At 64.4% G+C, this 23,063-nt stretch carries 18 protein-coding genes; 9 read left to right on the plus strand and 9 right to left on the minus strand.

Annotated elements, in window-relative coordinates:
• The first annotated feature begins 321 nt into the window (after positions 1–321).
• Together pcaF and QX034_RS11445 are read left to right on the plus strand one after the other, a co-directional pair.
• Positions 322–1,530 carry a 3-oxoadipyl-CoA thiolase gene (pcaF, locus tag QX034_RS11440; protein ID WP_315769347.1) on the plus strand — a complete coding sequence of 403 codons (1,209 nt, stop codon included), beginning with the start codon at positions 322–324 and terminating at the stop codon, positions 1,528–1,530.
• A gap of 131 nt (positions 1,531–1,661) precedes the next feature.
• Positions 1,662–2,555, plus strand: coding sequence for a dioxygenase (locus tag QX034_RS11445; RefSeq protein WP_315702471.1), 894 nt, complete (start codon positions 1,662–1,664; stop codon positions 2,553–2,555).
• Between the two features lie 210 nt (positions 2,556–2,765).
• On the opposite strand, the gene QX034_RS11450 is transcribed toward QX034_RS11445, so the two are convergent.
• The 3 genes from QX034_RS11450 to QX034_RS11460 are packed head-to-tail and all read right to left on the minus strand — an operon-like array spanning position 2,766 to position 5,949.
• Complete coding sequence (locus QX034_RS11450) at positions 2,766–4,325, minus strand: DHA2 family efflux MFS transporter permease subunit (protein ID WP_316195390.1); 1,560 nt, start codon at positions 4,323–4,325, stop codon at positions 2,766–2,768.
• A 3-nt stretch (positions 4,326–4,328) separates the two neighbouring features.
• A complete protein-coding gene (locus tag QX034_RS11455; protein ID WP_315769348.1) occupies positions 4,329–5,477 on the minus strand; it encodes an HlyD family secretion protein in 1,149 nt (382 codons plus the stop codon).
• Positions 5,470–5,949: a MarR family transcriptional regulator gene (locus tag QX034_RS11460; protein WP_315702468.1), complete on the minus strand. Its 480-nt coding sequence runs from the start codon at positions 5,947–5,949 to the stop codon at positions 5,470–5,472. The genes QX034_RS11455 and QX034_RS11460 overlap by 8 nt, the downstream gene beginning before the upstream one ends.
• A 179-nt stretch (positions 5,950–6,128) precedes the next feature.
• Here QX034_RS11460 and QX034_RS11465 point away from each other — a divergent pair, with 179 nt between their 5' ends.
• The 5 genes from QX034_RS11465 (at position 6,129) to QX034_RS11485 (ending at position 10,947) form a co-directional block, all read left to right on the plus strand.
• Complete coding sequence (locus QX034_RS11465; RefSeq protein ID WP_315702467.1) at positions 6,129–6,620, plus strand: Fur family transcriptional regulator; 492 nt, start codon at positions 6,129–6,131, stop codon at positions 6,618–6,620.
• A gap of 66 nt (positions 6,621–6,686) precedes the next feature.
• Complete coding sequence (locus tag QX034_RS11470) at positions 6,687–7,637, plus strand: DMT family transporter (RefSeq protein ID WP_315702466.1); 951 nt, start codon at positions 6,687–6,689, stop codon at positions 7,635–7,637.
• A 13-nt stretch (positions 7,638–7,650) separates the two neighbouring features.
• On the plus strand, positions 7,651–8,940 hold the full coding sequence (gene ispG / locus QX034_RS11475; protein ID WP_315702465.1) for a flavodoxin-dependent (E)-4-hydroxy-3-methylbut-2-enyl-diphosphate synthase: 1,290 nt from the start codon (positions 7,651–7,653) through the stop codon (positions 8,938–8,940).
• Between the two features lie 235 nt (positions 8,941–9,175).
• Entirely contained in the window at positions 9,176–10,072 is an 897-nt protein-coding gene (locus QX034_RS11480) for a TauD/TfdA dioxygenase family protein (RefSeq protein ID WP_315761699.1), read from the plus strand.
• A gap of 362 nt (positions 10,073–10,434) precedes the next feature.
• On the plus strand, positions 10,435–10,947 hold the full coding sequence (locus tag QX034_RS11485) for a GNAT family protein (protein ID WP_315702463.1): 513 nt from the start codon (positions 10,435–10,437) through the stop codon (positions 10,945–10,947).
• 796 nt (positions 10,948–11,743) lie between these two features.
• Here QX034_RS11485 and QX034_RS11490 read toward each other — a convergent pair.
• On the minus strand, positions 11,744–12,169 hold the full coding sequence (locus QX034_RS11490; RefSeq protein WP_315761697.1) for a DUF1330 domain-containing protein: 426 nt from the start codon (positions 12,167–12,169) through the stop codon (positions 11,744–11,746).
• A gap of 144 nt (positions 12,170–12,313) precedes the next feature.
• Between QX034_RS11490 and QX034_RS11495 the strand changes: the two genes are divergently transcribed.
• Entirely contained in the window at positions 12,314–14,527 is a 2,214-nt protein-coding gene (locus tag QX034_RS11495) for a penicillin-binding protein 1A (RefSeq protein WP_315743468.1), read from the plus strand.
• Between the two features lie 24 nt (positions 14,528–14,551).
• Here QX034_RS11495 and QX034_RS11500 read toward each other — a convergent pair whose 3' ends face one another.
• The 5 genes from QX034_RS11500 to QX034_RS11520 all read right to left on the minus strand — a co-directional run bounded on the left by QX034_RS11500 (position 14,552) and on the right by QX034_RS11520 (position 21,553).
• Positions 14,552–17,197, minus strand: a complete 2,646-nt coding sequence (locus tag QX034_RS11500) for an EAL domain-containing protein (RefSeq protein ID WP_316188698.1) — start codon at positions 17,195–17,197, stop codon at positions 14,552–14,554.
• A gap of 253 nt (positions 17,198–17,450) precedes the next feature.
• Positions 17,451–18,290 (minus strand): SprT family zinc-dependent metalloprotease, encoded by an 840-nt coding sequence (locus tag QX034_RS11505; RefSeq protein WP_315702459.1) that lies wholly within the window; start codon positions 18,288–18,290, stop codon positions 17,451–17,453.
• 207 nt (positions 18,291–18,497) lie between these two features.
• Positions 18,498–19,826: a polyhydroxyalkanoate depolymerase gene (locus QX034_RS11510; protein WP_315702458.1), complete on the minus strand. Its 1,329-nt coding sequence runs from the start codon at positions 19,824–19,826 to the stop codon at positions 18,498–18,500.
• A 123-nt stretch (positions 19,827–19,949) separates the two neighbouring features.
• Positions 19,950–20,762: an ABC transporter permease gene (locus QX034_RS11515; protein WP_315702457.1), complete on the minus strand. Its 813-nt coding sequence runs from the start codon at positions 20,760–20,762 to the stop codon at positions 19,950–19,952.
• A complete protein-coding gene (locus tag QX034_RS11520; protein ID WP_315702456.1) occupies positions 20,759–21,553 on the minus strand; it encodes an ABC transporter ATP-binding protein in 795 nt (264 codons plus the stop codon). The genes QX034_RS11515 and QX034_RS11520 overlap by 4 nt, the downstream gene beginning before the upstream one ends.
• Positions 21,554–21,653: 100 nt before the next feature.
• On the opposite strand from QX034_RS11520, the gene QX034_RS11525 reads away from it, so the two are divergent.
• Positions 21,654–22,988, plus strand: coding sequence for an ActS/PrrB/RegB family redox-sensitive histidine kinase (locus QX034_RS11525; protein ID WP_315702455.1), 1,335 nt, complete (start codon positions 21,654–21,656; stop codon positions 22,986–22,988).
• Positions 22,989–23,063: the final 75 nt, after the last annotated feature.

Genomic DNA, 23,063 nt, shown 5'->3' on the forward strand with positions numbered 1-23,063 from the left:
CGCTTTGCGGCCGCTGTCCCGGTTTTCCACGCCCGGTGCAAGCTGAACTCTGCCTCTCCCGCTTGCGGGGGAGGTCGCATCGCATCGAAGATGCGATGCGGGTGGGCGAAGTGCTTCCGTTTGCACCTGCCGTGGGGTTTGCCCCCACCCCAACCCTCCCCCGCAAGCGGGGGAGGGGCGCACCGATCACGACGAGAGAGCGACCATACTTCAGTCTCCCGCATACCACCCCGCGTCGCCGTCATTTGACCTGCCTGCGGCGCACTCCTAAAACCGCCATCAACATCCGATCAGAACATCCGAAAATCCAGGGAGAGAGCGATGCGAGACGTCTATATTTGCGATGCGGTGCGGACGCCGATCGGCCGCTTCGGCGGAACGCTCGCCAAGGTGCGCACCGACGACCTCGCCGCCACGCCGATCAAGGCGCTGATCGCGAAGCATCCGAATCTCGACTGGTCCGCGGTCGATGAAGTGTTCTTCGGCTGCGCCAACCAGGCCGGCGAGGACAACCGCAACGTGGCGCGCATGGCGCTGCTGCTTGCAGGCCTGCCCGATTCAGTTCCGGGCCAGACGCTCAACCGGCTCTGCGCCTCGGGGCTCGACGCGGTCGGTGCCGCGGGCCGCGCGATCCGCGCCGGCGAGATCGATCTTGCCATTGCCGGCGGCGTTGAATCGATGACGCGCGCCCCCTTCGTGATGGGCAAGGCGGCGGAAGCCTTCTCGCGCTCGGCCGAGATCTTCGACACCACCATCGGCTGGCGCTTCATCAATCCGCTGATGAAGCAGCAATATGGCGTCGATTCGATGCCCGAGACCGGCGAGAATGTCGCCGAGGAATTCCAGGTCTCGCGCGCCGACCAGGATGCGTTCGCGATCCGCTCACAGCAGCGCGCCGGCAAGGCGATCGCCGCGGGTTACTTCGCGGAGGAGATCACGCCGGTCACGGTGCCCGGCGGCAAGGCCGGCCCCGTCATCGTCGACAAGGACGAGCATCCGCGTCCCGAAACCACGCTCGAGGGCCTCGCCAAGCTGAGGCCGATCGTGCGCAATCCCGGCACGGTGACGGCAGGCAATGCCTCCGGCGTCAACGACGGCGCCGCCGCGATGATCCTCGCCTCCGAAGCCGCCGTGAAGAAGCACGGCCTGACGCCGCGGGCGAAAGTGCTGGGGCTGGCGTCGGCCGCGGTGCCGCCGCGCATCATGGGCATCGGACCGGTGCCGGCCACGCGCAAGTTGATGGAGCGGCTCGGTCTCAAGATCACCGATTTCGACCTGATCGAATTGAACGAGGCCTTCGCGAGCCAGGGCATCGCCTGCCTGCGCCAGCTCGGCGTCGCCGACGATGCCGATTTCGTCAATCCGCATGGCGGCGCGATCGCGCTGGGGCATCCGCTCGGCATGAGCGGCGCACGGCTCGCCCTCACCGCCGCACATGGCCTGGAAAAGCGCGGCGGCAAGCGCGCGCTCGCCACCATGTGCGTTGGCGTCGGCCAGGGCGTGGCGCTGGCGATCGAGAAGCTGAATTGAGGATGCGTCCTGCGCTTCGTCATTCCGGGGCAGCCCGCAGGGCTGAACCCGGAATATGGAGATGAGTCCAACAACATCGAGATTCCGGGCTCGACGCTGACGCGTCGCCCCGGAATGACGGAGGGACAGCCATGACCATCTCCCGCGAGCAGGACGTCACGCCGGCGGTGCTGGCCGTGATGGAGCGAACGACAAATCCGCGGCTGCGCGAGATCATGCTATCGCTGATCACGCACCTGCATGGATTCATTCGCGACGTTCGGTTGACCGAGGCAGAATTCCGCGAGGCCGCCGCCATCATCGCCGAGCTCGGCCAGCGCACCAACGACACCCACAACGAGGTGGTGCTGATGGCCGGCTCGCTCGGCGTCTCCTCGCTGGTGTGCCTTTTGAACAATGGCGACAACGGCAACACCGAGACCTCGCAGTCCCTGCTCGGCCCGTTCTGGCGCTTGAATTCACCCCGCGTCGAGAACGGCGGTTCGATCGTGCGCTCGGAAACGCCCGGCCCGTCACTGTTCGTCAGGGGCCGCGTGGTCGATCCGGACGGCGCGCCGGTAGCAGGCGCCGAAGTCGATGTCTGGCACGCCTCGCCGGTCGGCCTCTATGAGAACCAGGATCCCGAGCAGGCCGACATGAACCTGCGCGGCAAGTTCACCACCGATGCCGACGGCCGCTTCTGGTTTCGCTCGGTGATGATGGTGGGCTATCCGATCCCGACCGACGGCGTGGTCGGCCGCCTGCTCGCGGCACAGGGGCGCCATCCCTATCGTCCCGCGCATCTGCATGCGCTGATCGTCAAGCAGGGCTTCAAGGTCCTGATCTCGCAGGTCTACGACCCCAGCGATCCGCATATCGACAGCGACGTCCAGTTCGGCGTGACGAAAGCGCTGCTCGGCGATTTCATCCGCCACGACGAGCCGCACCCGACCGCGCGCGATGTGGTCGCGCCCTGGTATTCGCTCGATCACCTCTATCGGATGGAAGCCGGCGAGACGGCGCTGCCGCGCGCACCGATCAAGTAATTGCCGGAGAAGCCCGCCGGACTGGGGGCGGCGCTGGAGGAACCGCCGCCCCCATCCGGCACATCATGGCGGGGCGTCCATGAGATGTTGCCTCCGCGCGCAACTCATACGCGGAGCCGCCGGCTTGGTCTTGCATAGCCCGAAACGTGACGATGTTTGGTCGAAAAGCCATCACGTTTCAGTCACCTTTTCGCTACCGCCGGGCAGCTCCTATTCCATCACCGCATGATCCGCCGGCGCGGCCTGGGCGCGCAGCGCCGTCCGGGTCGAGCCGATCATGATCGCGAGCGGGATCGAGGCCAGGATGAACACCATCACCAGCTGGTAGTCATGCGAGAAGGCGAGGATCTGCGCCTGCACGGTGACCATCGCGTCCGCCATCGCCCGGCCGGCATCGGTCGAAAGATCGATCATTCTGGCGACGTTCGGCATCTGCAGGGCCTGGTTGAACGGGTTGATGTGCACGACGAGGATCGCGTGATTGCGGCGGGTGCCTTCCGTGAGCTGGGCGATCGCGATCGAGATGCCGATCGAGCTCGCGACGTTGCGCACCAGCGTCAGCATCGAGGTGCCGTCGGTGCGCAATTGCCCCGGCAGGGTCATGAACGCCACCGTCGACAGCGGCACGAAGACCAGCCCGAAGCCGAAGCCCTGCATGATGCTGATGGTGATGATCTCGGGAACGCCGGTCTGGTCGGTCCACGCCGTCATCTGGAACAGCGACAGCGCGGTGAGCCCAAGCCCCACCACGATGAGGGTGCGCGCCTCGATGTAGCGGAGCAGCCGGCCCACGATCATCATGGCGACGAAGGTGCCGCAGCCGCGGCTTGCAAGCAGCACGCCGGCAGTGATGATGGGATAGCCGATCACGTTCTGCAGGTACGGCGATGACAGCGCCATGGTGGAGAACAGCACCAGCCCCATCACGGTCATGAACACGCAGCCGCCGACGAAATTCTTGTCCTTGAACAGAGCGAACTGGATGAACGGCCGCCTCGTGGTCAGCGAATGCGCCAGGAAGTAATAGAAGCCGATGGCGGCGACGATGAACTCGGCGATGATCTCGTTCGATTCGAGCCAGCCTTGATCCTCGCCGCGGTCGAGCGCGATCTGCAGCGAGCCGATGCCGACCGCGAGCGCAAAGAAGCCGAACCAGTCGAAGGTCAGCTCGGTATTCGGCCGGGTCTCGTCCATGAACGCCATCAGCCCGAGCACGGTGACGAGGCCGAACGGCAGGTTGACGAAGAACACCCAGTGCCAGGAATAGGTCTCGGTCAGCCAGGCGCCGAGCGAGGGGCCCATGATCGGGCCCATCATGACGCCCATGCCCCAGATCGACATCGCCTTCGCCCGCTCGTGCAGCGCGTAGGAATCGAGCAGCACGGCCTGCGACAGCGGCACCAGCGAGGCGCCGAACACGCCCTGCAGCAGGCGGAACAGCACCATCTGGTTGATGTCCTGCGCCAGCCCGCACAGCACGGACGCGACGGTGAAGCCGGCCGAGCAGACAATGAAGGTGCGCTTGCGGCCGAAACGGTTGGCGATCCAGCCGACCGGCGCGGTCATGATCGCCGCCGCCACGATGTAGGAGGTCAGCACCCAGTTGATCTGGTCCTGCGAGGCCGACAGCGTGCCTTGCATATAGGGCAGCGCCACGTTGGCGATCGTGGTGTCGAGCGCCTGCATGATCGTCGCCGTCATGGCGCAGATCGTCACCATGTTGCGGCGGAAGCCGGGGACCGCGGAGGGTGAAGGCGCAGGCGCGTTCATCGCCTACTCCTCCTGCTCCGAGGCATGCGCCGTGCCGAACAGCGCCGCCAGCGAACGCTGATGGCCGGTATCGATCGAGACGTTGACGCTCATGCCGGCCTTCAGCTTCGCGACATACTTGTCGTTCTTGTCGAAGTAGATCCGCACGGGCACGCGCTGCACGACCTTGACGAAATTGCCGGTCGCGTTCTGCGGCGGCAGGATCGCGAATTGCGCCCCGGTGCCGGGCGACAGCGAGCCGATATAGCCCTTGAAGGCGTGGTTCGGGAAGGCATCGACGTCGAGCTCGACCGGCTGGCCGACCGCGACATGGGTGAAATCGCTTTCCTTCGGATTGGCATCGACCCAGGGATTGGCGACATCGATCACCGAGAACACCGGCGTGCCGGCGGGCAGGAAGCGGCCGAGTTGGATCTGGTCGACCTGGGTCGCGATGCCGTCGATCGGCGCCCGCATCACGGTGTGGTCGAGATTGCGCTGGGCGATGCCGAGTGCGGCCTCGGCCTGATAGTAGGGCGGAAATTCCGCGATCGGGAGATCGACATTGCCCAGTAGCTGGGTCTTGGCGCTGGACATTTGCTGCAGGACGAAGGCGTATTCCGCCCGTGCCGTGACCAGGGCCGACGATGCATTGTCGAGATCGAGCTGCGAGCCGAAGCTGCTCCTGGCCAGGGTCGATTTGCGATCGACATCCTTCTGCTTCAGATCAATGGTCTGCTGCATCAGGTCGGCCATCTGCTGATAGATCTTGATGTTGGCGACCAGGTTGTCGTGCGTGGTGCGAGCCTGCTCCAAGGCGGCCTTGGCCTGGTCGACCGCGAGCCGATAGGGCTCGGGGTCCATCTCGAACAGCTCGTCGCCCTTTTTGACCTGCTGCCCTTCCTTGACGACGATCTTGACGATCTTGCCGGAGATGTCGGGCGTGATCAGCACCTTCTGCGCGCCGACATAGGCGTCGTCGGTGGTGACGTAACGGCCGCCTTGCAGGTAGAGGGCAACGCCGCCGATCGCGGCGAGGATCGGCAACACCACGAGCAGCACTGTGCGGCGATAACGCCTGACCAGGCCGCCTTTCGGCGCCGCCGCGGCGGCGGCCGTGCGGTCGGGGCTGGCCTTCTGTTCGGCGGCAATTTTCAAGGCGGGTTCAGCCATAATGCTGCTCCTTTCGCTGCTCGTCGCACAGCGACTGCAGGGCGTTTCTCACATTTTCTTTGATGGCTTCGAGTTGGGTCATCAGCCGTTGCGCATCGGCCGGGCCGAAGCCCGCCAGGGCCGTCGCGGTCAGTTCCGCTTTGAGCTCGGCGAGCTCGGCCAGCAATGGGCGAGCCGCCTTCTTCAGATAGAGCCGGTTGACGCGGCGGTCGCTGTCGTCGCCGCGGCGTTCGATCAAACCGGCATCGGCCAGCTTGTCGATCAGCCGCGTCAGCGTGATCGGCTGCATCTCCATCTGCTCGGCCAGTTCCGACTGCTTCATGCCCTCGTTGCGCTCGACCCTGGCCAGCACCGCCCATTGCGCGCGGGTCATGCCGAAACGCGCCGCCTCCTTGTCGGCATAGACGCGCACCAGGCGCTGCAGCTCGCCCAGGGTAAACAGGAAGTTCACGTCCACGGGATCGCGGGCCATATCCGTCCAATCGGGAACTTTGGGAATGAAGCCAAGCTTGGCTCCAATAAGCTTCGAATATTATAAGCAAGCTTATGAATTTTCCATGGCCAAGTTGCGCAAGCTCATGCGAATGGCTTGCATGGCTCGTCTGCGGCGAGCTTTGTCCGCCGCGGCCGGAAGATGCTAGATTGACGCCGATGACGCTCGCCAAACCCACCTTCCCCGCGCCCGACCATGATCACGGCCGCTGTGCCGCGGATGCGCTCGATCATGCCGAGCGCGTCTGCGCGCAGCGTAGCCAGAAATTCACCCCGCTCCGCCGCCAGGTGCTGCAGGCGCTGCTCGCAAGCCATCGGCCGCTCGGGGCTTACGAGATCATCGAGGAACTCGCCAAGGCGGCGGCCCGTCCGGCACCGATCACGATCTATCGGGCGCTCGAGTTCCTGATGGCCAACGGGCTCGTGCACCGGATCGAAAGCCGCAATGCCTATCTCGCTTGCGCGCAGGATCACGACAACGCCGCGCTGGTCGCCTTCCTGATCTGCGAGCACTGCGGCGCGGTCGGCGAGGTCCCGGCGGCGCCGATCGCCGAGAGCCTGAAGACTGCCGCCTCAGCCTCCGGCTTCGCGCCAAAGCTCTCGGTCGTGGAGATCACCGGCATCTGCGCGCATTGCCAGCAGGTGGCGTGACGTGGATAGCGGCCGGACCAACGAGAAGACCAAGAACAAGAAGAAGAACGTCTAAGCGGGAGCAAAATGTCCTCGAAGCAACTTTCGTCGGCGGCCCGGCCACTGGGTCCGGGTGCCATTGCCGTCATCGTCGTGCTCTGCCTGTCCTGGGCCTTCAATCAGATCGCGGTGAAGCTGGCGCTGCCGGAGATTCCGCCGATGCTGCAGGCGACCTTGCGCTCGGCCGGCGCCTTGCCGGTGCTGCTGCTGTTTGCATGGGTGCGCGGGGTCAGGATGTTCGAGCGCGACGGCACGCTGATCGCAGGTCTCGTCGCCGGCACCATGTTCGGCATCGAGTTCGTCCTGATCTATGGCGGCCTGCTGCTGACCTCGGCCTCGCGCGCGGTGGTGTTCCTCTACACCGCGCCCTTCTTCGTCGCGCTCGGCTCCTACCGCTTCCTCGGTGAACGCCTCGGCACGACCCAATGGATGGGCCTTGCGCTCAGCTTCGCCGGGGTGGCGCTGGCGATCGGCATTCCGCAGGCCAATGTCGACCGCAGCGTGCTGCTCGGCGATCTCATGGTGGTGGGCGGCGGGCTCTTGTGGGGCGCGACTACCGTGCTGGCCAAGGGCACCAGGCTGCGCTTGGCCCCGCCCGAGAAGGCGCTGGCATACCAGGTGACGATGTCGATCCCGATCCTGGGAGCGGCGGCTCTACTCTCGGGCGAGCGGATGGCGCAGGTTCCTAGCGCCTTCGTGCTGTCCTTGATGGCCTACCAGTCGATCTGGGTGGTCGGAACCACCTTCACCCTGTGGTTTGCGCTGGTGAAGACCTATTCCGCCAGCAAATTGTCGGCATTTACCTTCATCACCCCTTTATTCGGGGTCGTCGCCAGCTATTTCATCCTGCATGACGCCCTGACGCTGGCTTTTGGCGCCGCCGCCCTGCTTGTGATTGCAGGGCTTTTTCTGGTCAACCGGCCCAATCGCGTCGCTGCGGCGCCGACTGATCCATTGCTGAATGTCACCAAAACCTGATATCCGAGGCCTCATGAACAAGCCCGAAATTCTGCCTCAGAACGACATCGCCGGCCCCGCTCCCCGGCACCAGACCACCCAAGTCATGGTCGGCAACGTCGCCGTCGGCGGCGGCGCGCCGATCGTGGTGCAGTCGATGACCAACACCGACACTGCCGATGTCGAGAGCACGGTGGCCCAGGTCGCAGCGCTGGCGCGCGCCGGGTCCGAGATGGTCCGCATCACCGTGGACCGCGAGGAGGCCGCCGCCGCCGTCCCGCACATCCGCGAGGCCCTGGACAAGCGCGGCATCACCACGCCCTTGATCGGCGACTTCCATTACATCGGCCACAAACTGCTGACCGAATATCCGGCCTGCGCCGAAGCGCTGGCCAAATACCGCATCAATCCCGGCAATGTCGGCTTCAAGGACAAGCGCGACACCCAGTTCTCCTCGATCATCGAGATCGCCAACAAGAACGACAAGCCGGTCCGCATCGGCGCCAATTGGGGCTCGCTCGACCAGGAGCTGCTCTCCAAGCTGATGGACGAGAATGCGGCGTCCGCCGCCCCGCGCGACACCCGCGCGGTGACGCGCGAGGCCATGGTGCAGTCGGCCTTGCTCTCCGCCGCGCGGGCGCAGGAGCTCGGCATGCCGAAGAACCGCATCATCCTGTCGGCCAAGGTCTCGGCCGTGCAGGACCTGATCGCGGTCTACCAGGATCTCGCCGCGCGTTCGGATTACGCCATCCATCTCGGCCTCACCGAGGCCGGCATGGGCTCCAAGGGCATCGTCGCCTCCTCGGCCGCGCTCGGCATCCTCCTGCAGCAGGGCATCGGCGACACCATCCGCATCTCGCTGACGCCGGAGCCCGGCGGCGACCGCACCCTCGAAGTGCAGGTCGCGCAGGAGCTGCTGCAGACCATGGGCTTCCGCACCTTCGTGCCGCTGGTGGCGGCCTGCCCCGGCTGCGGCCGCACCACCTCGACCGTGTTCCAGGAGCTGGCGCGCTCGATCCAGGATTTCATCCGCGACGAGATGCCGGCCTGGAAGAGCAAATATCCCGGCGTGGAAGAACTCAACGTCGCGGTGATGGGCTGCATCGTCAACGGCCCCGGCGAATCCAAGCACGCCAATATCGGCATCTCGCTGCCCGGCACCGGCGAAGCGCCGGCCGCTCCGGTGTTCGTCGACGGCAAGAAATTCCGCACCTTGCGCGGCCCGACCATCGCCGCCGACTTCAAGGCCCTGGTGATCGACTATATCGACCAGCGCTACGGCAACGGCGCCAAGCAGCCGGAGACGGTGACGGCGGCGGAGTAGCCGCTCCAATATCGGTAGCGTCGCTCAAATATCGGTGTCGTCCCCGCGAACGCGGGGACCCAGACTCCGCAGCCGTCGTGATCGGCCGGTCTGCCATTCCATCTCGCGCAACCAGAACCTGCGGTGGCTATGGGTCCCGTCTCAAGGCCGGGACGACGGCGTTGACTGCAGCGCCATTGCACTCCCTTTTCCCCGCGCTACCATGCCCTCAATCCACGATCGAGGGAGAACGCGGATGAGCTCGCTCGCAAGCCTGCAGGGGCCGCGCTACAAACATGCTGCGGACGAGACTGCCCCCTATGAGACCATCTCCGTCGACAAGCTGACGCCGATCATCGGCGCAGAGATTTCAGGCATTGATATTGGCCAGCTGGTCTCCGACGGCTCGTACAACAACCGCCAGATGGACGAGATCCATCGCGCGCTCGCCGAGCACCTCGTCATCTTCTTCCGCGATCAGCACATCACGCCTGAACAACATCTCGCCTTTGGCCGCAAATTCGGCGAGCTGCATATCCATCCGGCAGCGCCGCATGACGGCAGCGATCCGGCCCTGATGCGCATCTACGCCGACAAGGATTCACCGCGCGCCAATGGCGAGGGCTGGCACTCCGACGTGTCCTGCGACGTCGAGCCGCCGATGGGCTCGATCCTCCACATCCGGCAATGCCCGCCCGCAGGCGGCGACACGCTGTTCGCCTCGATGTACGCCGCCTATGAGGCGCTGTCGGAGCGCATGAAATCCTATCTCGACGGGCTGACCGCCTTCCATGACGGCGAGAGCGTCTATCGGGGGCTCTACGCCAACTACGGCGTCGCCGACCGGCCGGCCTATCCGAGCGCGGAGCATCCGATCGTGCGCACCCATCCGGTGACCGGCAAGAAGGCGCTCTACGTCAACCGCGGTTTCACCCGCCACATCATCGGCATTCCCCGCGACGAGAGCGATGCCATTCTCGCCTATCTCTACCAGCACGCGGAGAACCCGCTGTTCCAGTGCCGCTTCCGTTGGACCGAGAACGCGATCGCATTCTGGGACAACCGCTGCACCCAGCACCGCGCGATGTGGGACTACTGGCCGCACACGCGTTCAGGCACGCGCGTCACCATCAAGGGCGAGCGGCCGGTGTGAGGGCAAGCCTGCTATTCCAGCCGTCATCGCCCGGCTCGACCGGGCGATCCAGCACGCCGAGACCTCTCCTTCATCATCCGCCGTCTCGAAATACTGGATCCCCCGCTTTCGCGGGTGATGACGGATTGAGCGAGTTGTAGGGTGGGCAAAGGCGCAAAGCGCCGCGCCCACCGCTTTCAAGGATGATCCCGGTGGACGCGCTTCGCTTCGCCAACCCGACAGCTCAAACTGGACACGTCATTGCGAGGAGCCGGAGGCGACGAAGCAATCCAGAGCCGACCTCGAGATCTGGATTGCTTCGCTATCGCTCGCAATGACGGCACAATGAACGATGAAAGAGTCCGCGACCGGAGTCAAAAGCAATGAACCTCGACGTCCGAGAGATGACGCTCGACGAGATCGGCATCGTCATCGACTACTTCCACTCTTCCACGCCAGAACATCTGGAGCTGATGGGCGTCGATCCGACCCGGCTGCCGAGCCGGGCCGTTTGGGCCGGCCGCTTCAAGGAGCTCTATGCGCAGCCGCTCCCCGAGCGCGCAAGCCTTCTGGTCCTGTGGCGGCGCGACGGCAAGCCGATCGGCTTCTCCAGCTGTGACAAGATTGTATACGGCAGCCGCGCCAACATGCACCTGCATGTCACCGAGCCTGAGCTGCGGCAACAAGGCATCGGCGCCGAATGCGTTCGCCGCAGCGTCGACATCTATTTCCGCACGTTCAGTCTCAAGCAGCTGTTCTGCGAGCCGAACGCCTACAATGTCGGCCCGAACCGCACGCTGCAGAAAGCCGGCTTCAAATATCTCAAGACCTACAAGACGGTGCCCGGCTATCTGAACTACCACCAGGCGGTGACGCGCTGGGTGATCGAACGCTGAAGCAGAGCTAGCGGGCACGGCGCGCCCAGCATACGCGTCATGCGCAAATTGCCCGTCGTGTTACTTTGCCGCAGCCGTGTGCGCTTGTCGTGTCGGGCAAATCACCGGCAGATTCTTCGCGTCTCGGCCCGATGAGAGGGGCGCTACGCGATCGTCACGAGCGTTGGGCCGCAGATGCGATGGACGCGACATGTCGCAGTGAACTTGTCAGTTCACGGACGAACGATGTATCGCGGACGGTGAAATCGTGTGGTCCTGGCCTCCCGGTGCTGAGGCCAAGTTCGCGTCGCTCGACGAGCGCACGGATGACGGGGGCAAGAACGCCGGTCCCCGGGGAGAGCGCGTATAAGCCGTAAACCACTCGCGCAGGGAAGGCCGGAGCGATCCGGCTGAGCCTGTGGTTCCTGCCCCGTGCACTTCTTCACGCACGGGGGCCGCGGGTATCAGTCGATGCCCGGCCTTCCCTGTGCCCTCTCTGTTAGTAAAGGGGGCGATTACGCAACAAAGCCCGGACGCAATGCGCCGCGGGGATGCGGATGTGCGTCGCCCGACTGTTGGACGATCGAAGTCGATGATGAGCTCCCGCCTCACCCACCACTGCCATCCCGGCCTTGCCTGTCCGCCGCAGCTGGCAGAGCGAAGGCGGAAGCCGGGACCCATATTCCAGAGACGTCCGTTGTCGGCGAGTTGCCGGACCATCGTTCGCAACAACAACGGCGTGTGGTTATGGATCCCCGCTTTCGCGGGGATGACGACTGAGGATTTGGCGCGAGCGTCGGATCGTCAGCTGCCTGCATTACTCCGGAATCTCGCCGAAATTCTCGCCGATCGGCAGCACGGCATGACGGATCAGGCGCGAGTCCTCCACCGCAGCCTGGCGATGCTTCACGGCCTCGCGATAGACGGGATCGCGGATCATCTCGACGAAGGCGGCGACGGAGGGATACTCGGCAATGAAGCAATGATCCCAATATTCCTCGCGCGGCCCGATCAGCATCAGTTCGAACTTGCCTTGCCAGACGATGCGACCGCCGAGCCGCTTGAACACCGGCCCGCTCTCGCGGCCATAGGCGGCATAGGCTTCCGCGCCGCTCGCCTTGCGGCCGTCAGGATAGGCCGCCTCCTTGCGCAGCCGCACCAGGTTCAGCATGTGGATCGGACCTGCGCGGTCGCGCGCACGAAATTCGGCAAAAACCTCCTTGGTCGGATCGATGTATCCCATGCGCGTTTCCTCTCGTTAACTTTGCCTTAACCATAACAGCGCGTGCACGTCGTGAAACACCTAATTGGGCGTTAACCTCTTGCTAACCGGCCTTTAAACTCCAGCGATTAGCGTGATCGGACCAGGTTGCGGGCACAATTGCGTATGGCGGGACGAAAGAAGAGCGGCGGGCGTAAGGAGCCGCTATTCGGCCTCGCGGCGGCCATGCACGATCTGCGTCTCGACTCCAAGGATCGCATTCCCACGGCTGAGGATCCGCCGAAGAAACCCGCAGCGAAGCGCAAGCCGGTCATCGACGACGCTGACGACGAGCCGCCGCCGCGCGAGACCAAGCCGCGTCCTGCCAAGGGCAACAAACGCATGAGCAAATCGCGTGTCGGTTTCTCGGTCGGGCGGATGTTCTATTGGGCGCTGGTCTGCGGCCTCTGGGGCGTGATCGCGCTGGTCGGGGTCGTGGTGTGGGCCGGCGCGCATCTGCCGCCGATCCAGTCGCTGGAAATCCCCAAGCGCCCGCCGACCATCGAGATCGTCGGTCTCGACGGCAGCGTGCTGGCACAGCGCGGCGAGATGGCCGGCGCCAATGTCGCGCTCAAGGAGCTGCCGCCCTACCTGCCGAAGGCCTTCATCGCGATCGAGGACCGGCGCTTCTATCAGCATTTCGGCATCGACCCGATCGGCATCACGCGCGCATTGGTCGCCAACGTCCTGCATCGCGGCGTCTCGCAAGGCGGCTCGACGCTGACGCAACAGCTCGCCAAGAACCTGTTCCTCACCCAGGAGCGGACGCTGCAGCGCAAGCTGCAGGAGGCCGAGCTCGCGCTGTGGCTGGAGCGCAAGCACTCCAAGAACGAGATTCTCGAGCTCTATCTCAATCGCGTCTATTTCGGCTCCGGCGCCTATGGCGTCGAAGCCGCGGCGCAGCGCTACTTCGGCAAGTCCGCGCGGCACGTCACGCTCAGCGAAGCGGCGATGCTCGCGGGCCTCGTCAAATCGCCCTCGCGACTGGCGCCGAACCGCAACCCGGAAGGCGCGGCGAAACGCGCCGAGACCGTGCTCGCTGCGATGGCCGACGCCGGCTTCATTACCGATGCACAGGCGAAGGCCCAGATCGCTCATCCCACGATCACCGTGAAGCCCGCCGGCGCCGGCACCGTCAACTACGTCGCCGATTGGATCGGCGAGGTGCTGGACGATCTGGTCGGCCAGATCGATCAGTCCATCGTGGTCGAGACCACCATCGATCCGAAGCTGCAGTCGGCAGCCGAAGCCGCCGTGATCGACGAACTCGCCGCCAAGAGCGTGAAGTTCAATGTCAGCCAGGGCGCCCTGGTGGCGATGACGCCGGACGGTGCGGTGCGCGCGATGGTCGGCGGCCGGAATTATTCCGAGAGCCAATATAATCGCGCGGTCACCGCCAAGCGCCAGCCCGGCTCGGCGTTCAAGCCGTTCGTCTATCTCACCGCTATCGAGCAGGGCTTGACCCCGGAGACGGTCCGCCAGGACGCGCCGCTGGAGCTGAAGGGCTGGAAGCCGGAGAACTACACCCGCGAATATTTCGGACCGGTGACGCTGACACAGGCGCTGGCGATGTCGCTGAATACGGTCGCGGTGCGAGTCGGCCTCGAGGTCGGGCCCAAGAACGTGGTGCGTACCGCGCATCGGCTCGGCATCGCCTCCAAGCTCGATCCGAACCCGTCGATCGCGCTCGGCACATCCGAAGTGTCGGTGCTCGAGCTGGTCGGTGCCTACGCGCCCTTTTCCAATGGCGGCCTCAGCGTATCGCCGCATGTCGTGACCCGGATCAGGACGCGCGAGGGCAAGCTGCTCTATCTGCGCCAGGCGGATCCGCCGACCCAGGTGATCGAGCCGCGCAATGTCGCGATGATGAACCAGATGATGCAGGAGACCTTGATCTCCGGCACCGCGCGCAAGGCCGAGATTCCCGGCTGGGTCGCGGCCGGCAAGACCGGCACCAGCCAGGATTTCCGCGACGCCTGGTTCATCGGCTACACGGCCCGCCTCGTCACCGGGGTCTGGCTCGGCAACGACGACAATTCGCCGACCAAGAAGGCGACCGGCGGCGGCCTGCCGGTGGAGGTCTGGAGCCGTTTCATGCGGTCAGCGCATCAGGGTGTGCCGGTGGCGGCGCTGCCGAACTCGCAAGGTTCGGGCCTGGTGCCGACCTTGGCGCAGATCACCTCGCAGATCACGGCGCCGACGGCTCCGGCAGCACCAGCGCCGGCAGCCAATTATAGCGGAGGGCGCGCGGTCACGCCGACGCGCACGGCAGCGCGGCCCGAGGCCGCGGCAGGCCTCGACGGCTGGCTGGTGGACCGGCTATTCGGAGGACAACGTTGACGGCGGCGCGGCGATGCCGCGCGGTCAGGCCGCTGGCTGGACCGCGTCCTTCGGCGGCCTCGCTTCGGCGGACAGGTTTGGCGAAGCTGCGGCGAGCGTGCGGCCGATCTGCTTGAGCATATGGCTCGCACGTTCCGCACTGTGCTCCAGCAGCCACCGTCCGAAGCCTGCCGCCGGCAAGGGCCGCGCATACAGGAAACCCTGCAGCGCCTCGCATCCGAGCTCGTGCAGCAGGTGGCGCTGCCCCTCGGTCTCGACGCCTTCGGCGACGACCGCGAGGTCCATGCTCTGCCCGACCCGGACCACCGCGGTCACGATGGCGCGGGTGCCGGGGTTTTCCTCGACGTCGCGCATGAAGCTGCGATCGATTTTCAGCTCGCTGATCGGCAGCTGCGCCAAGCGGCTGAGGCTGGAATAGCCGGTGCCGAAATCGTCCAGCGACAGCCCGACGCCGAGATTGCGCAGCTCGCTCATGGTCGCCACCACCGTGGCGCGCTCGTTCAGGAACACACCCTCGGTGATCTCGAGCATCAGGCGGTTCGGCGGCAGGCCGAATTCGCCAAGGATCTGCGCGACGCGCGCAGCCAAATTGACGTTCTGGAAATTGATCGGCGACAGGTTGACCGAGATGCTCGGAATATCGAGCCCGGCCCGCTGCCAGATGGCCATCTGCCGGCAGGCCTCGCGCATCGACCACAACCCGATCTGCTCGATCAGCCCGCATTCCTCGGCAAGCGGAATGAATTTCGATGGCGACACGTCGCCGAGGACCGCATCGTGCCAGCGCGCGAGGGCTTCCACCCCGTGAATGCCGCCGTCCTGCGACCGGATCTGCGGCTGGTAATGCAGGCTCAGGGCCTCGTTGGCGACCGCATCCCGCAGCGCGGTGCTGTGCATCAGGCGCTGCTCGGCGATCTTGTCGAGATCGGCGCTGAAGAAGCGATAGGTCGCGCGCCCCGCACTCTTGGCCTTGTACATGGCGGCATCGGCCTGCTTGATCAGCGTGTCGATGTCCGAGGCATTGTCCGGATAGAGGCTGAGCCCCATGCTGGCCGACATCGGCACCTGCCGAGTGCCGATCGTAAGCGGCACCGCCAGCGCCGCGGTGATGCGGGCGGCCATCAGCGAGGCCTCGATCGAATCCCGGTTCGGCAGGAGCACCAAGAACTCGTCGCCGCCGAGCCGGCCCAGCATGTCGCCCGGCCGGAGCTGCCCGCGCAAGCGCTTGGCAAAGACGACCAGGAACTCGTCGCCCGCGGCATGGCCGAGCGTGTCGTTCACGTCCTTGAAATTGTCGGCGTCGAGATAGGCGACCGCCACATGCCCGCCCTCCGGGCAGGCCTCGAGCGCCGTCGCGATCAGCGAGCGGATATGGGCGCGGTTGGGCAGGCCGGTCAGCATGTCATAATAAGCGAGGCGCGCGACCGCAGACATCGCCTCCTGCCGTTCGATCGCCAGCGCGCCGAGATCGACGCAGGCGTCCACGATCCGCTCGTGCCAGTGGCTCGGGCCGCGGCATTCCCGGAAGTAGAAGGCGAACGTTCCGATCACCCGGCCGTCCTTCCCCTTGATCGGGGTCGACCAGCAGGCGCGCAGCCCCGCGGCCAGCGGCTTCTCCTTATAAGGCTGCCAGCGCGGATCGGTGTCGATATCCTGCGCCAGGACCGGCTCGTCGAGATAGGCGGCTGTGCCGCACGAGCCAACCTCCGGCCCGATCGGGATGCCGTCCAGTGCGGCCGAATAATCCGGCGGCAGGCTGGGCCCGCCGAGCGGGTGAACCACGCGGTCCGCGTCGACGTGCAGGATGGAGCAGACGACGTCGGGCGCGAGCTCCTCCACCCGCCGACAGAGCCGGTCGCAGATCTCCGTGATCGGAAGATTGTCGGCGAGCGCCGTCGTGATCAGTTGTTGCAGCGACCTCAGCTGCTTGCTCTCGCTGATGTCGCTGAGCATGCCGACCAGGTATTTCACGCGGCCGCGGGCATTGCGATGCGCCTTGACATAGGCGGTCACCCAGATTTCTCGGCCGCTCTTGTCATAGACGAGGACTTCCTCCTCGCCGCCGCGGTCTTCGCCGAACCAGAGCTGCAGCCTGTCGATGGCCTGTCGATCCGTGCATGGACCGACCATGAGCTCGTCGACACGACGCCCGATCGCCTCGCCGCGCTGATAGCCGAACAGGTCGGAAAACGCGGCATTGGTATAGATGATCTCGAGATGGTGATCGGTCACCACCATTGCCCGGTTGGTCTGATCGGCCACGGAATGCAACAGCGCCAGCCGGTCGCGCCGCTCGACTTCGGCCGAGACGTCTCGCGCAAACAGCGCAAGCCGGGTCGTCCCGCCAACATCCAACGGCGATGCAGTCAGGCTTACGCAGATGCGCTTACCTTCGCCTGGTCTGAGGATGATCTCGACCGGCGGTGGCATGATCTCGCGAACGTCACCGGGCAGCGGCTGTCCGGCCTCGAGCGACGTCTTGAAGATGGGATGGTCGGGCCGGATGCCCAGACGGCTGACATCGGCGCCGATCAGTGCGGCGCGGTCGAGTTGGAACAGCCGTTCGGCCGCTGCATTGGCATGCCGAACGCGCAAGTCCTCGTCGAGGATGACCACAGCTTCGCTGGAGCGTTCGAGCGCGGCCAACAACACGTCGGCAGGTTCGGCCATGGGCTACTCGTGGGGCGCATCACGTTCGGTGGAAACGCAGCCGCGCTCGGTTGGAGTCGACGTCTCATCACCTGGGGTTAGAAGCCCTAGTTGTGGCAAACTCCCCCTTACAACGGCGTTAAGACCGAGGCTCCTTGTGCGCGCTATCATGCTTAAGGGAATGCTACCCGGGGCGGGATTGGCGAGGATGAGGTCGCGCCAAAAGAAAAGGTCCGGACCAGCCGGACCTTGTCATGCCTTGATCGTCAAAGCTTCAATCGTCGATGCCGTAGCGATGGAGATCATTGCCGCAGGTGTCGAGCCACTTCTTGGCGCGTTCCACCGAACCGCAGATCCGCCCGCAGACTTTCCAGAACCGCGGCGAGTGATTCATCTCGATGAGATGGGCGACTTCGTGAGCCGCGAGATAATCGAGCACGAAGGGCGGAGCGAGAATCAGACGCCAGGAGAACGACAGCGAGCCCGCCGAGGTACAGGACCCCCAGCGGCTGGACTGGTCCCGGATCGACAACCGCTTGACCTTGACGCCAAGCTGATCGGCATAGGCCTCGGCGGCCTTCTGCAGATCGCGCCGCGCCTCCCGCTTCAGGAAGTCGTGCACCCGCCGCTCGACATGCTCGATGCCGCCGGCCACGCAGAGGATCTTCTCACCACTGTCGCGCGTCTCGGTCCACACCGTGCCGCGCTCGCCCGCGCGATGCACGATGCGGTGGGGTGCGCCACGCAGCGGGACGATCGTTCCAGGCAAGAACGGTGCCGCCTTCGGCAAGCGGCCGAGACGTGCGGCGATCCAGGCGCCGTGACGCTGCGCGAAGTCTTTGGCTTCCGCGATGGTGCCACGCGGAGGCATTGTCAGGATCGCTTCGCGATCCGAGGGGTGAATTCGCAACGTGTAACGGCGCGCCCGTCGATGGCGGCGCAATCTGATCGAATAGATTTGCGAGCCATGCTTGACGAGAAGACGCGAAGGTTCGGCGGGCCGCCGATAAAGGAGCGCGCGAGTGGCCATATATGTAAGTCCGGGGAGTAAGAGTTCGCCCGGATTCTGCCATATCCGCCGCCAGGGAAAGCGCTCGGCGCAAAAACAAATCATTTGCCCAACATACAGGGGTTCGGCGCCTTCCGAACCCCAGACCTTGGGCCTGAAAACAACGTTTTTGAGTGAATCTCGAGTCAAAAGCGTCGCTCAAGGGGTGACGCCATATTCACCCCTTGACTCATTCATGGAACTCGGTTTCACCGGGCAAATCAACGCCTTACCCGTACCCGGATTCGAGCCGGGCAACAGCGGTCAAAGCGGCTATCCCGCGGCGAGAGCGAGCAATGACTTCGGATCCGCGGCCGACATCATGAAATCAGAGATGCGCGGCACGATTTCCGACTTGAATCGCGAGCCATTGAACACGCCGTAATGTCCAACGCCGGGCTGCACGTAATGAACGCGGCGATGCGCCGGGATCGACGTGCAGAGCCGGTGTGTCGCTTCGGTCTGTCCGAGACCGGAAATGTCGTCTTTCTCCCCTTCCACCGTCATCAATGCCACACGCATGATCTTGGATGGATCGACCGGATTGCCGCGATGGGTCATTTCCCCCTTCGGCAAGGCGTGCCTGATGAACACCGTCTCGACGGTCTGCAAATAGTATTCCGCAGCCAAGTCCATCACTGCGAGATATTCGTCATAAAAGACGCGATGTTTGTCGACCTGATCGCCGTCGCCCTTCACCAGATTGGCGAACAGCGCCTTGTGAGCATCGACATGGCGGTCGAGGTTCATGCTGATGAACCCGTTGAGCTGCAGAAAGCCCGGATAGACGTCGCGCATGACGCCGGGATGCGGGAACGGCACTTTGGTAATGACGTGGTTGCGGAACCAATCGATGCCCCGCTCGACCGCAAGCTGATTGACCGCGGTCGGATTGCGGCGCGTATCGATCGGGCCACCCATCAACGTCATCGACAGCGGCACGAACGGATCGCGCTCGGCCTCCATGATCGAGATCGCCGCCAGCACCGGCACGGCGGGCTGGCAGACTGCCATCACGTGCATGTTGGTGCCGAGCGCATGAAGCATCTCGATCACGTAATCGATGTAATCGTCGAGATCGAAGCGGCCCTCCGCCAGCGGCACCATGCGCGCGTCGGCCCAGTCGGTGATGTAGACCTCATGCGTCGGCAGGAACGCCTCGACCGTACCGCGCAACAGTGTCGCGTAATGGCCGGACATCGGCGCGACGATCAGGAGCCGCGGTTGCGGGCTGCGCAACGGCCGCGTCAGCTTGCGATCGAAGTGGAGCAACCGACAGAACGGCTTTTCCCAGACGTTGCGGACCTCGACCGGGGTTTTGACGCCGTTGACCTCGGTCTCGTCGAGCCCCCATTCCGGTTTCCCATAACGGCGCGTGGTGCGCTCGAACAATTCGCAGGCCGCCGCGATCGATTTGCCGGCCTCCGTATGCGTCCAAGGATTCAGCGGATTTTGAAACAGGATCTTGGTGGCGTCCGTGACGGCCCGCGCAGGATTGAGCGAGGCATGCGCCATCTCGTACATCCAGTACATCGGCGTGGTCAGGACCGGACTGCCTTCCGACGCCAGCGGCGGCGCGCCGCCAAACTCACCTATCGGCATTCTCTTCAACCCTCTCGGCAATGCAGCATAGTGCCGAATGCGTAATTAAGCGTCAATGCGCTGCCGCGCCAGCTAACGCGTTCAAGCGGCAAAATCCCCCGGGAATTCACGGGAAAACATGAATTATTCACCACTGGCGAGCAGCGACCCGGCCCGTCGCGCGCTCCGCAACAGGGCAATGAATGCCGCAAACGACGCCAATAGCAGGGCGGCATTGAGCGCAAGCGAAGCCAGCATCAGATCGGCACGAAACACGTGCTCGATCAGAAGCGCACGCATGCCCTCGAAAACATAGGTCGGCGGCAGCGCCCAGGACACCCATTGCAGCCACCCGGGCAATACGCTGACCGGATAGTAGACGCAGGCAAGCGGCATCAGCGCGAACATCAACGTCCACACGATGCCCTCGGCGCCCAGACCGTTGCGCAGCACGAGACCCGACACGAAGATGCCGACCGCCCAGGACGTGAAGATCAGATTGCAGAAGAAGGCGATCAGCGGCAGGCCCAGGCTGTAGAAATTGAATTGGAAGAAGACGATGGCAAGCAGGGTCATCGGGATCACGCCGATCGCCAGCCGCACCAAGCTCATCGCCATCAATGCGATCAGGAACTCGACCGGCTTGAGCGGGCTCATCATCAGGTTGCCGAGGTTTCGCGCCCACATCTCCTCCAGGAACGAGATGGAGAAGCCGAGCTGGCCGCGGAACAGAATGTCCCAGAGGATGACGGCACCGATCAGGGTGCCGCCCGCGCGTGCAAAGAAGCCGGCGTTGGTCGCTATATAGGTCTGCAGGAACCCCCAGGTGATGATCTGTAGCGTCGGCCAGTAGATCAGCTCCAGGAGCCTCGGCCAGGAGGAGATCAACAGATACCAATAGCGCAGGATCATCGCGCCGATCCGGTGCGGGGCAATGGCGAACGAGAGATCGTTCATTGCGCGACCTCGCGATGGCGGCCGCGGGCTACGTCGAGGAATACCTCTTCCAGCGTGCTCCGGTTATAGCGCGCCATGATCTGCGCCGGGCTGTCGTCATCCTCGATGCGGCCGCGCTTCATGATGATGACCCGGTCGCAGAGCCGCTCGACCTCCAGCATGTTGTGGGAGGCGAGCAGGATCGTCGCACCGCACCGCTTGCGATAACGTTCGAGATGGCCGCGCACCCAGTCAGCCGTATCAGGATCGAGCGAAGCGGTCGGCTCGTCCAGGAGCAGAAGCTCGGGATCGTTGATCAAGGCCTTGGCCAGGGCCACCCGCGTCTTTTGCCCTGCCGACAGCTTGCCCGAGGCCCGATCGAGAAAATCGGCAAGATCGAGATCGGCAGCGAGCTGCGCGATCCGGTCTTTCAGGTTTTCGACCGCGTAAAGGCGGCCAAAGATCGTGAGGTTCTGCCGCACCGTCAGTCGCATCGGCATGTCGACATAGGGGCTTTCGAAATTCATCCGCCCCAGCACCGCGGCACTTTCATCCGGCATCCGATGTCCCAGCACCTCGACCAGGCCCGAGGTCGGCAGCACCAGCCCCATGATCATGGCGATCGTGGTGGTCTTGCCGGCGCCGTTGCCGCCGAGCAGGCCGGTGATGCTGCCGCGACCGATCCGAAACGAGATATCGTCGACCGCGCGGGTCGCCTTATAGACTTTCGTCAGATGCGTGACCGCGATAGCCGCCGAAATATGCGGATCCTGGGCGGCAGCGCTGGACAAGGCTGCGTCATCATGTGTCATGGGCCCCGTTCATTGGGCCATTGCGCTCCGAAGCGCAACAGGCCAAGGACGTGAACAGGCCGATTTGTCGCCGCCATCGGGCGGCACTAAGTTTCGGGTCATGACCGACACGCTGATCACGGACACGCCGGATACCCAGCTTCGCCATCCGCGGCGACGGGTCCGGCTCGACACCATTCTGCGGCTGCGCTGGCTGGCTGCACTCGGGCAGCTGACCGCGATCTTCGTCGTGTTGCAGGGATTGGAATTCGATCTTCCGGTGGTGCCCTGCCTTGCCGTGATCAGCGTATCGGCGCTGCTCAATCTCGCGCTGCAGATCGCCTTTAATCCGATGCAGCTCTTGGAACCGCGCTATGCCGGTGCCCTGCTCGCGCTGAACATCGTCGAACTGGCAGTATTGCTCTATCTGACCGGCGGGTTGGACAACCCGTTCTCTTTCATGTTCCTGGTGCCCGTCCTGATCTCGGCGACGGCTCTGCCGGTCCGGCTCACCGTGGCCCTTGGATTGCTCGCAGTCGCCTGCGCCAGTGTGCTGTTGTTCTATCACATGCCGCTGCCCTGGGTGGTTGAGGAGCCGCTGGATTTCCCACCGATCTATATTTTCGGTGTTTGGCTTTCGATCGCGCTCGCGATCGGCGTGACCAGCCTGTATTCGTTCCAGGTCACCGAGGAAGCGCGCAAGCTGTCGGACGCGCTCGCGGCCACCGAGCTCGTTCTCGCACGCGAGCAGCATCTGACCCAGCTCGATGGACTGGCGGCAGCCGCGGCGCACGAGCTCGGCACCCCGCTCGCGACCATCGTCCTGATCTCACGCGAGCTCGAGCGGGCGCTGCAAAGCAACGATCAGGTCGCAGACGATATCAAGACGTTGCGCGAGCAGGCGCAGCGCTGTCGCGACATTCTCAGCAAGATCACCCAGCTCTCATCGACCGGATCGATGTTCGATCGCATGAAGCTCTCCACCCTGATCGAGGAGACGGTGGCCCCGCATCGGGATTTCGACGTCGACATCAAGGTGCGCATTGCAGTCGCCGCAAGTCCGGAGCCGGTCGGCACGCGCAATCCCGCGATCCTCTATGGCGTCGGCAATATCCTCGAGAACGCGGTGGACTTCGCCCGCGATACGGTCGAGGTCAACGCCTGGTGGAACAAGGATACGGTCGAGATCGTGATCTCCGACGACGGTCCAGGTTTCGCGCCTGAGATCCTGAAGCGGATCGGCGAACCCTATCTCTCACGGCGCCGCGGCAACGACGAATCCCAGGGCGGCGGCCTCGGGCTCGGGGTGTTCATTGCGCGGACGTTGCTTGATCGCACCGGCGCCAAGGTCTCGTTTACCAATCGCTCATTTCCCGACCATGGCGCGGTGGTGCAGATCGTCTGGCCACGGGAGCGGTTCGAGGCCGTCGAGGAAGGTGAAATCAAGGCATCATGATCGACGCGAGCCCCTAGCCCCCGGCAGGTCCTGCCTGACAGGAAGCCACTGATACCAATGATGAAAAATGCGCGG

This window comes from Bradyrhizobium sp. SZCCHNR3119, assembly GCF_032487775.1.
In the GTDB taxonomy this organism is placed as follows: Bacteria; Pseudomonadota; Alphaproteobacteria; order Rhizobiales; family Xanthobacteraceae; genus Bradyrhizobium.

Excerpts from the sequence above, each read along its gene's own strand:
- QX034_RS11505 (WP_315702459.1), bottom strand. The coding sequence starts at position 18,290 with ATGATTTGTTTTTGCGCCGAGCGCTTTCCCTGGCGGCGGATATGGCAG.
- QX034_RS11455 (WP_315769348.1), bottom strand. The coding sequence starts at position 5,477 with ATGGCTGAACCCGCCTTGAAAATTGCCGCCGAACAGAAGGCCAGCCCC.
- QX034_RS11500 (WP_316188698.1), bottom strand. The coding sequence starts at position 17,197 with ATGGCCGAACCTGCCGACGTGTTGTTGGCCGCGCTCGAACGCTCCAGC.
- QX034_RS11450 (WP_316195390.1), bottom strand. The coding sequence starts at position 4,325 with ATGAACGCGCCTGCGCCTTCACCCTCCGCGGTCCCCGGCTTCCGCCGC.
- QX034_RS11515 (WP_315702457.1), bottom strand. The coding sequence starts at position 20,762 with ATGAACGATCTCTCGTTCGCCATTGCCCCGCACCGGATCGGCGCGATG.
- QX034_RS11490 (WP_315761697.1), bottom strand. The coding sequence starts at position 12,169 with ATGGGATACATCGATCCGACCAAGGAGGTTTTTGCCGAATTTCGTGCG.
- QX034_RS11520 (WP_315702456.1), bottom strand. The coding sequence starts at position 21,553 with ATGACACATGATGACGCAGCCTTGTCCAGCGCTGCCGCCCAGGATCCG.
- QX034_RS11485 (WP_315702463.1), top strand. The coding sequence starts at position 10,435 with ATGAACCTCGACGTCCGAGAGATGACGCTCGACGAGATCGGCATCGTC.
- QX034_RS11470 (WP_315702466.1), top strand. The coding sequence starts at position 6,687 with ATGTCCTCGAAGCAACTTTCGTCGGCGGCCCGGCCACTGGGTCCGGGT.
- ispG (WP_315702465.1), top strand. The coding sequence starts at position 7,651 with ATGAACAAGCCCGAAATTCTGCCTCAGAACGACATCGCCGGCCCCGCT.
- pcaF (WP_315769347.1), top strand. The coding sequence starts at position 322 with ATGCGAGACGTCTATATTTGCGATGCGGTGCGGACGCCGATCGGCCGC.
- QX034_RS11460 (WP_315702468.1), bottom strand. The coding sequence starts at position 5,949 with ATGGCCCGCGATCCCGTGGACGTGAACTTCCTGTTTACCCTGGGCGAG.
- QX034_RS11480 (WP_315761699.1), top strand. The coding sequence starts at position 9,176 with ATGAGCTCGCTCGCAAGCCTGCAGGGGCCGCGCTACAAACATGCTGCG.
- QX034_RS11465 (WP_315702467.1), top strand. The coding sequence starts at position 6,129 with ATGACGCTCGCCAAACCCACCTTCCCCGCGCCCGACCATGATCACGGC.
- QX034_RS11495 (WP_315743468.1), top strand. The coding sequence starts at position 12,314 with ATGGCGGGACGAAAGAAGAGCGGCGGGCGTAAGGAGCCGCTATTCGGC.
- QX034_RS11510 (WP_315702458.1), bottom strand. The coding sequence starts at position 19,826 with ATGCCGATAGGTGAGTTTGGCGGCGCGCCGCCGCTGGCGTCGGAAGGC.
- QX034_RS11445 (WP_315702471.1), top strand. The coding sequence starts at position 1,662 with ATGACCATCTCCCGCGAGCAGGACGTCACGCCGGCGGTGCTGGCCGTG.
- QX034_RS11525 (WP_315702455.1), top strand. The coding sequence starts at position 21,654 with ATGACCGACACGCTGATCACGGACACGCCGGATACCCAGCTTCGCCAT.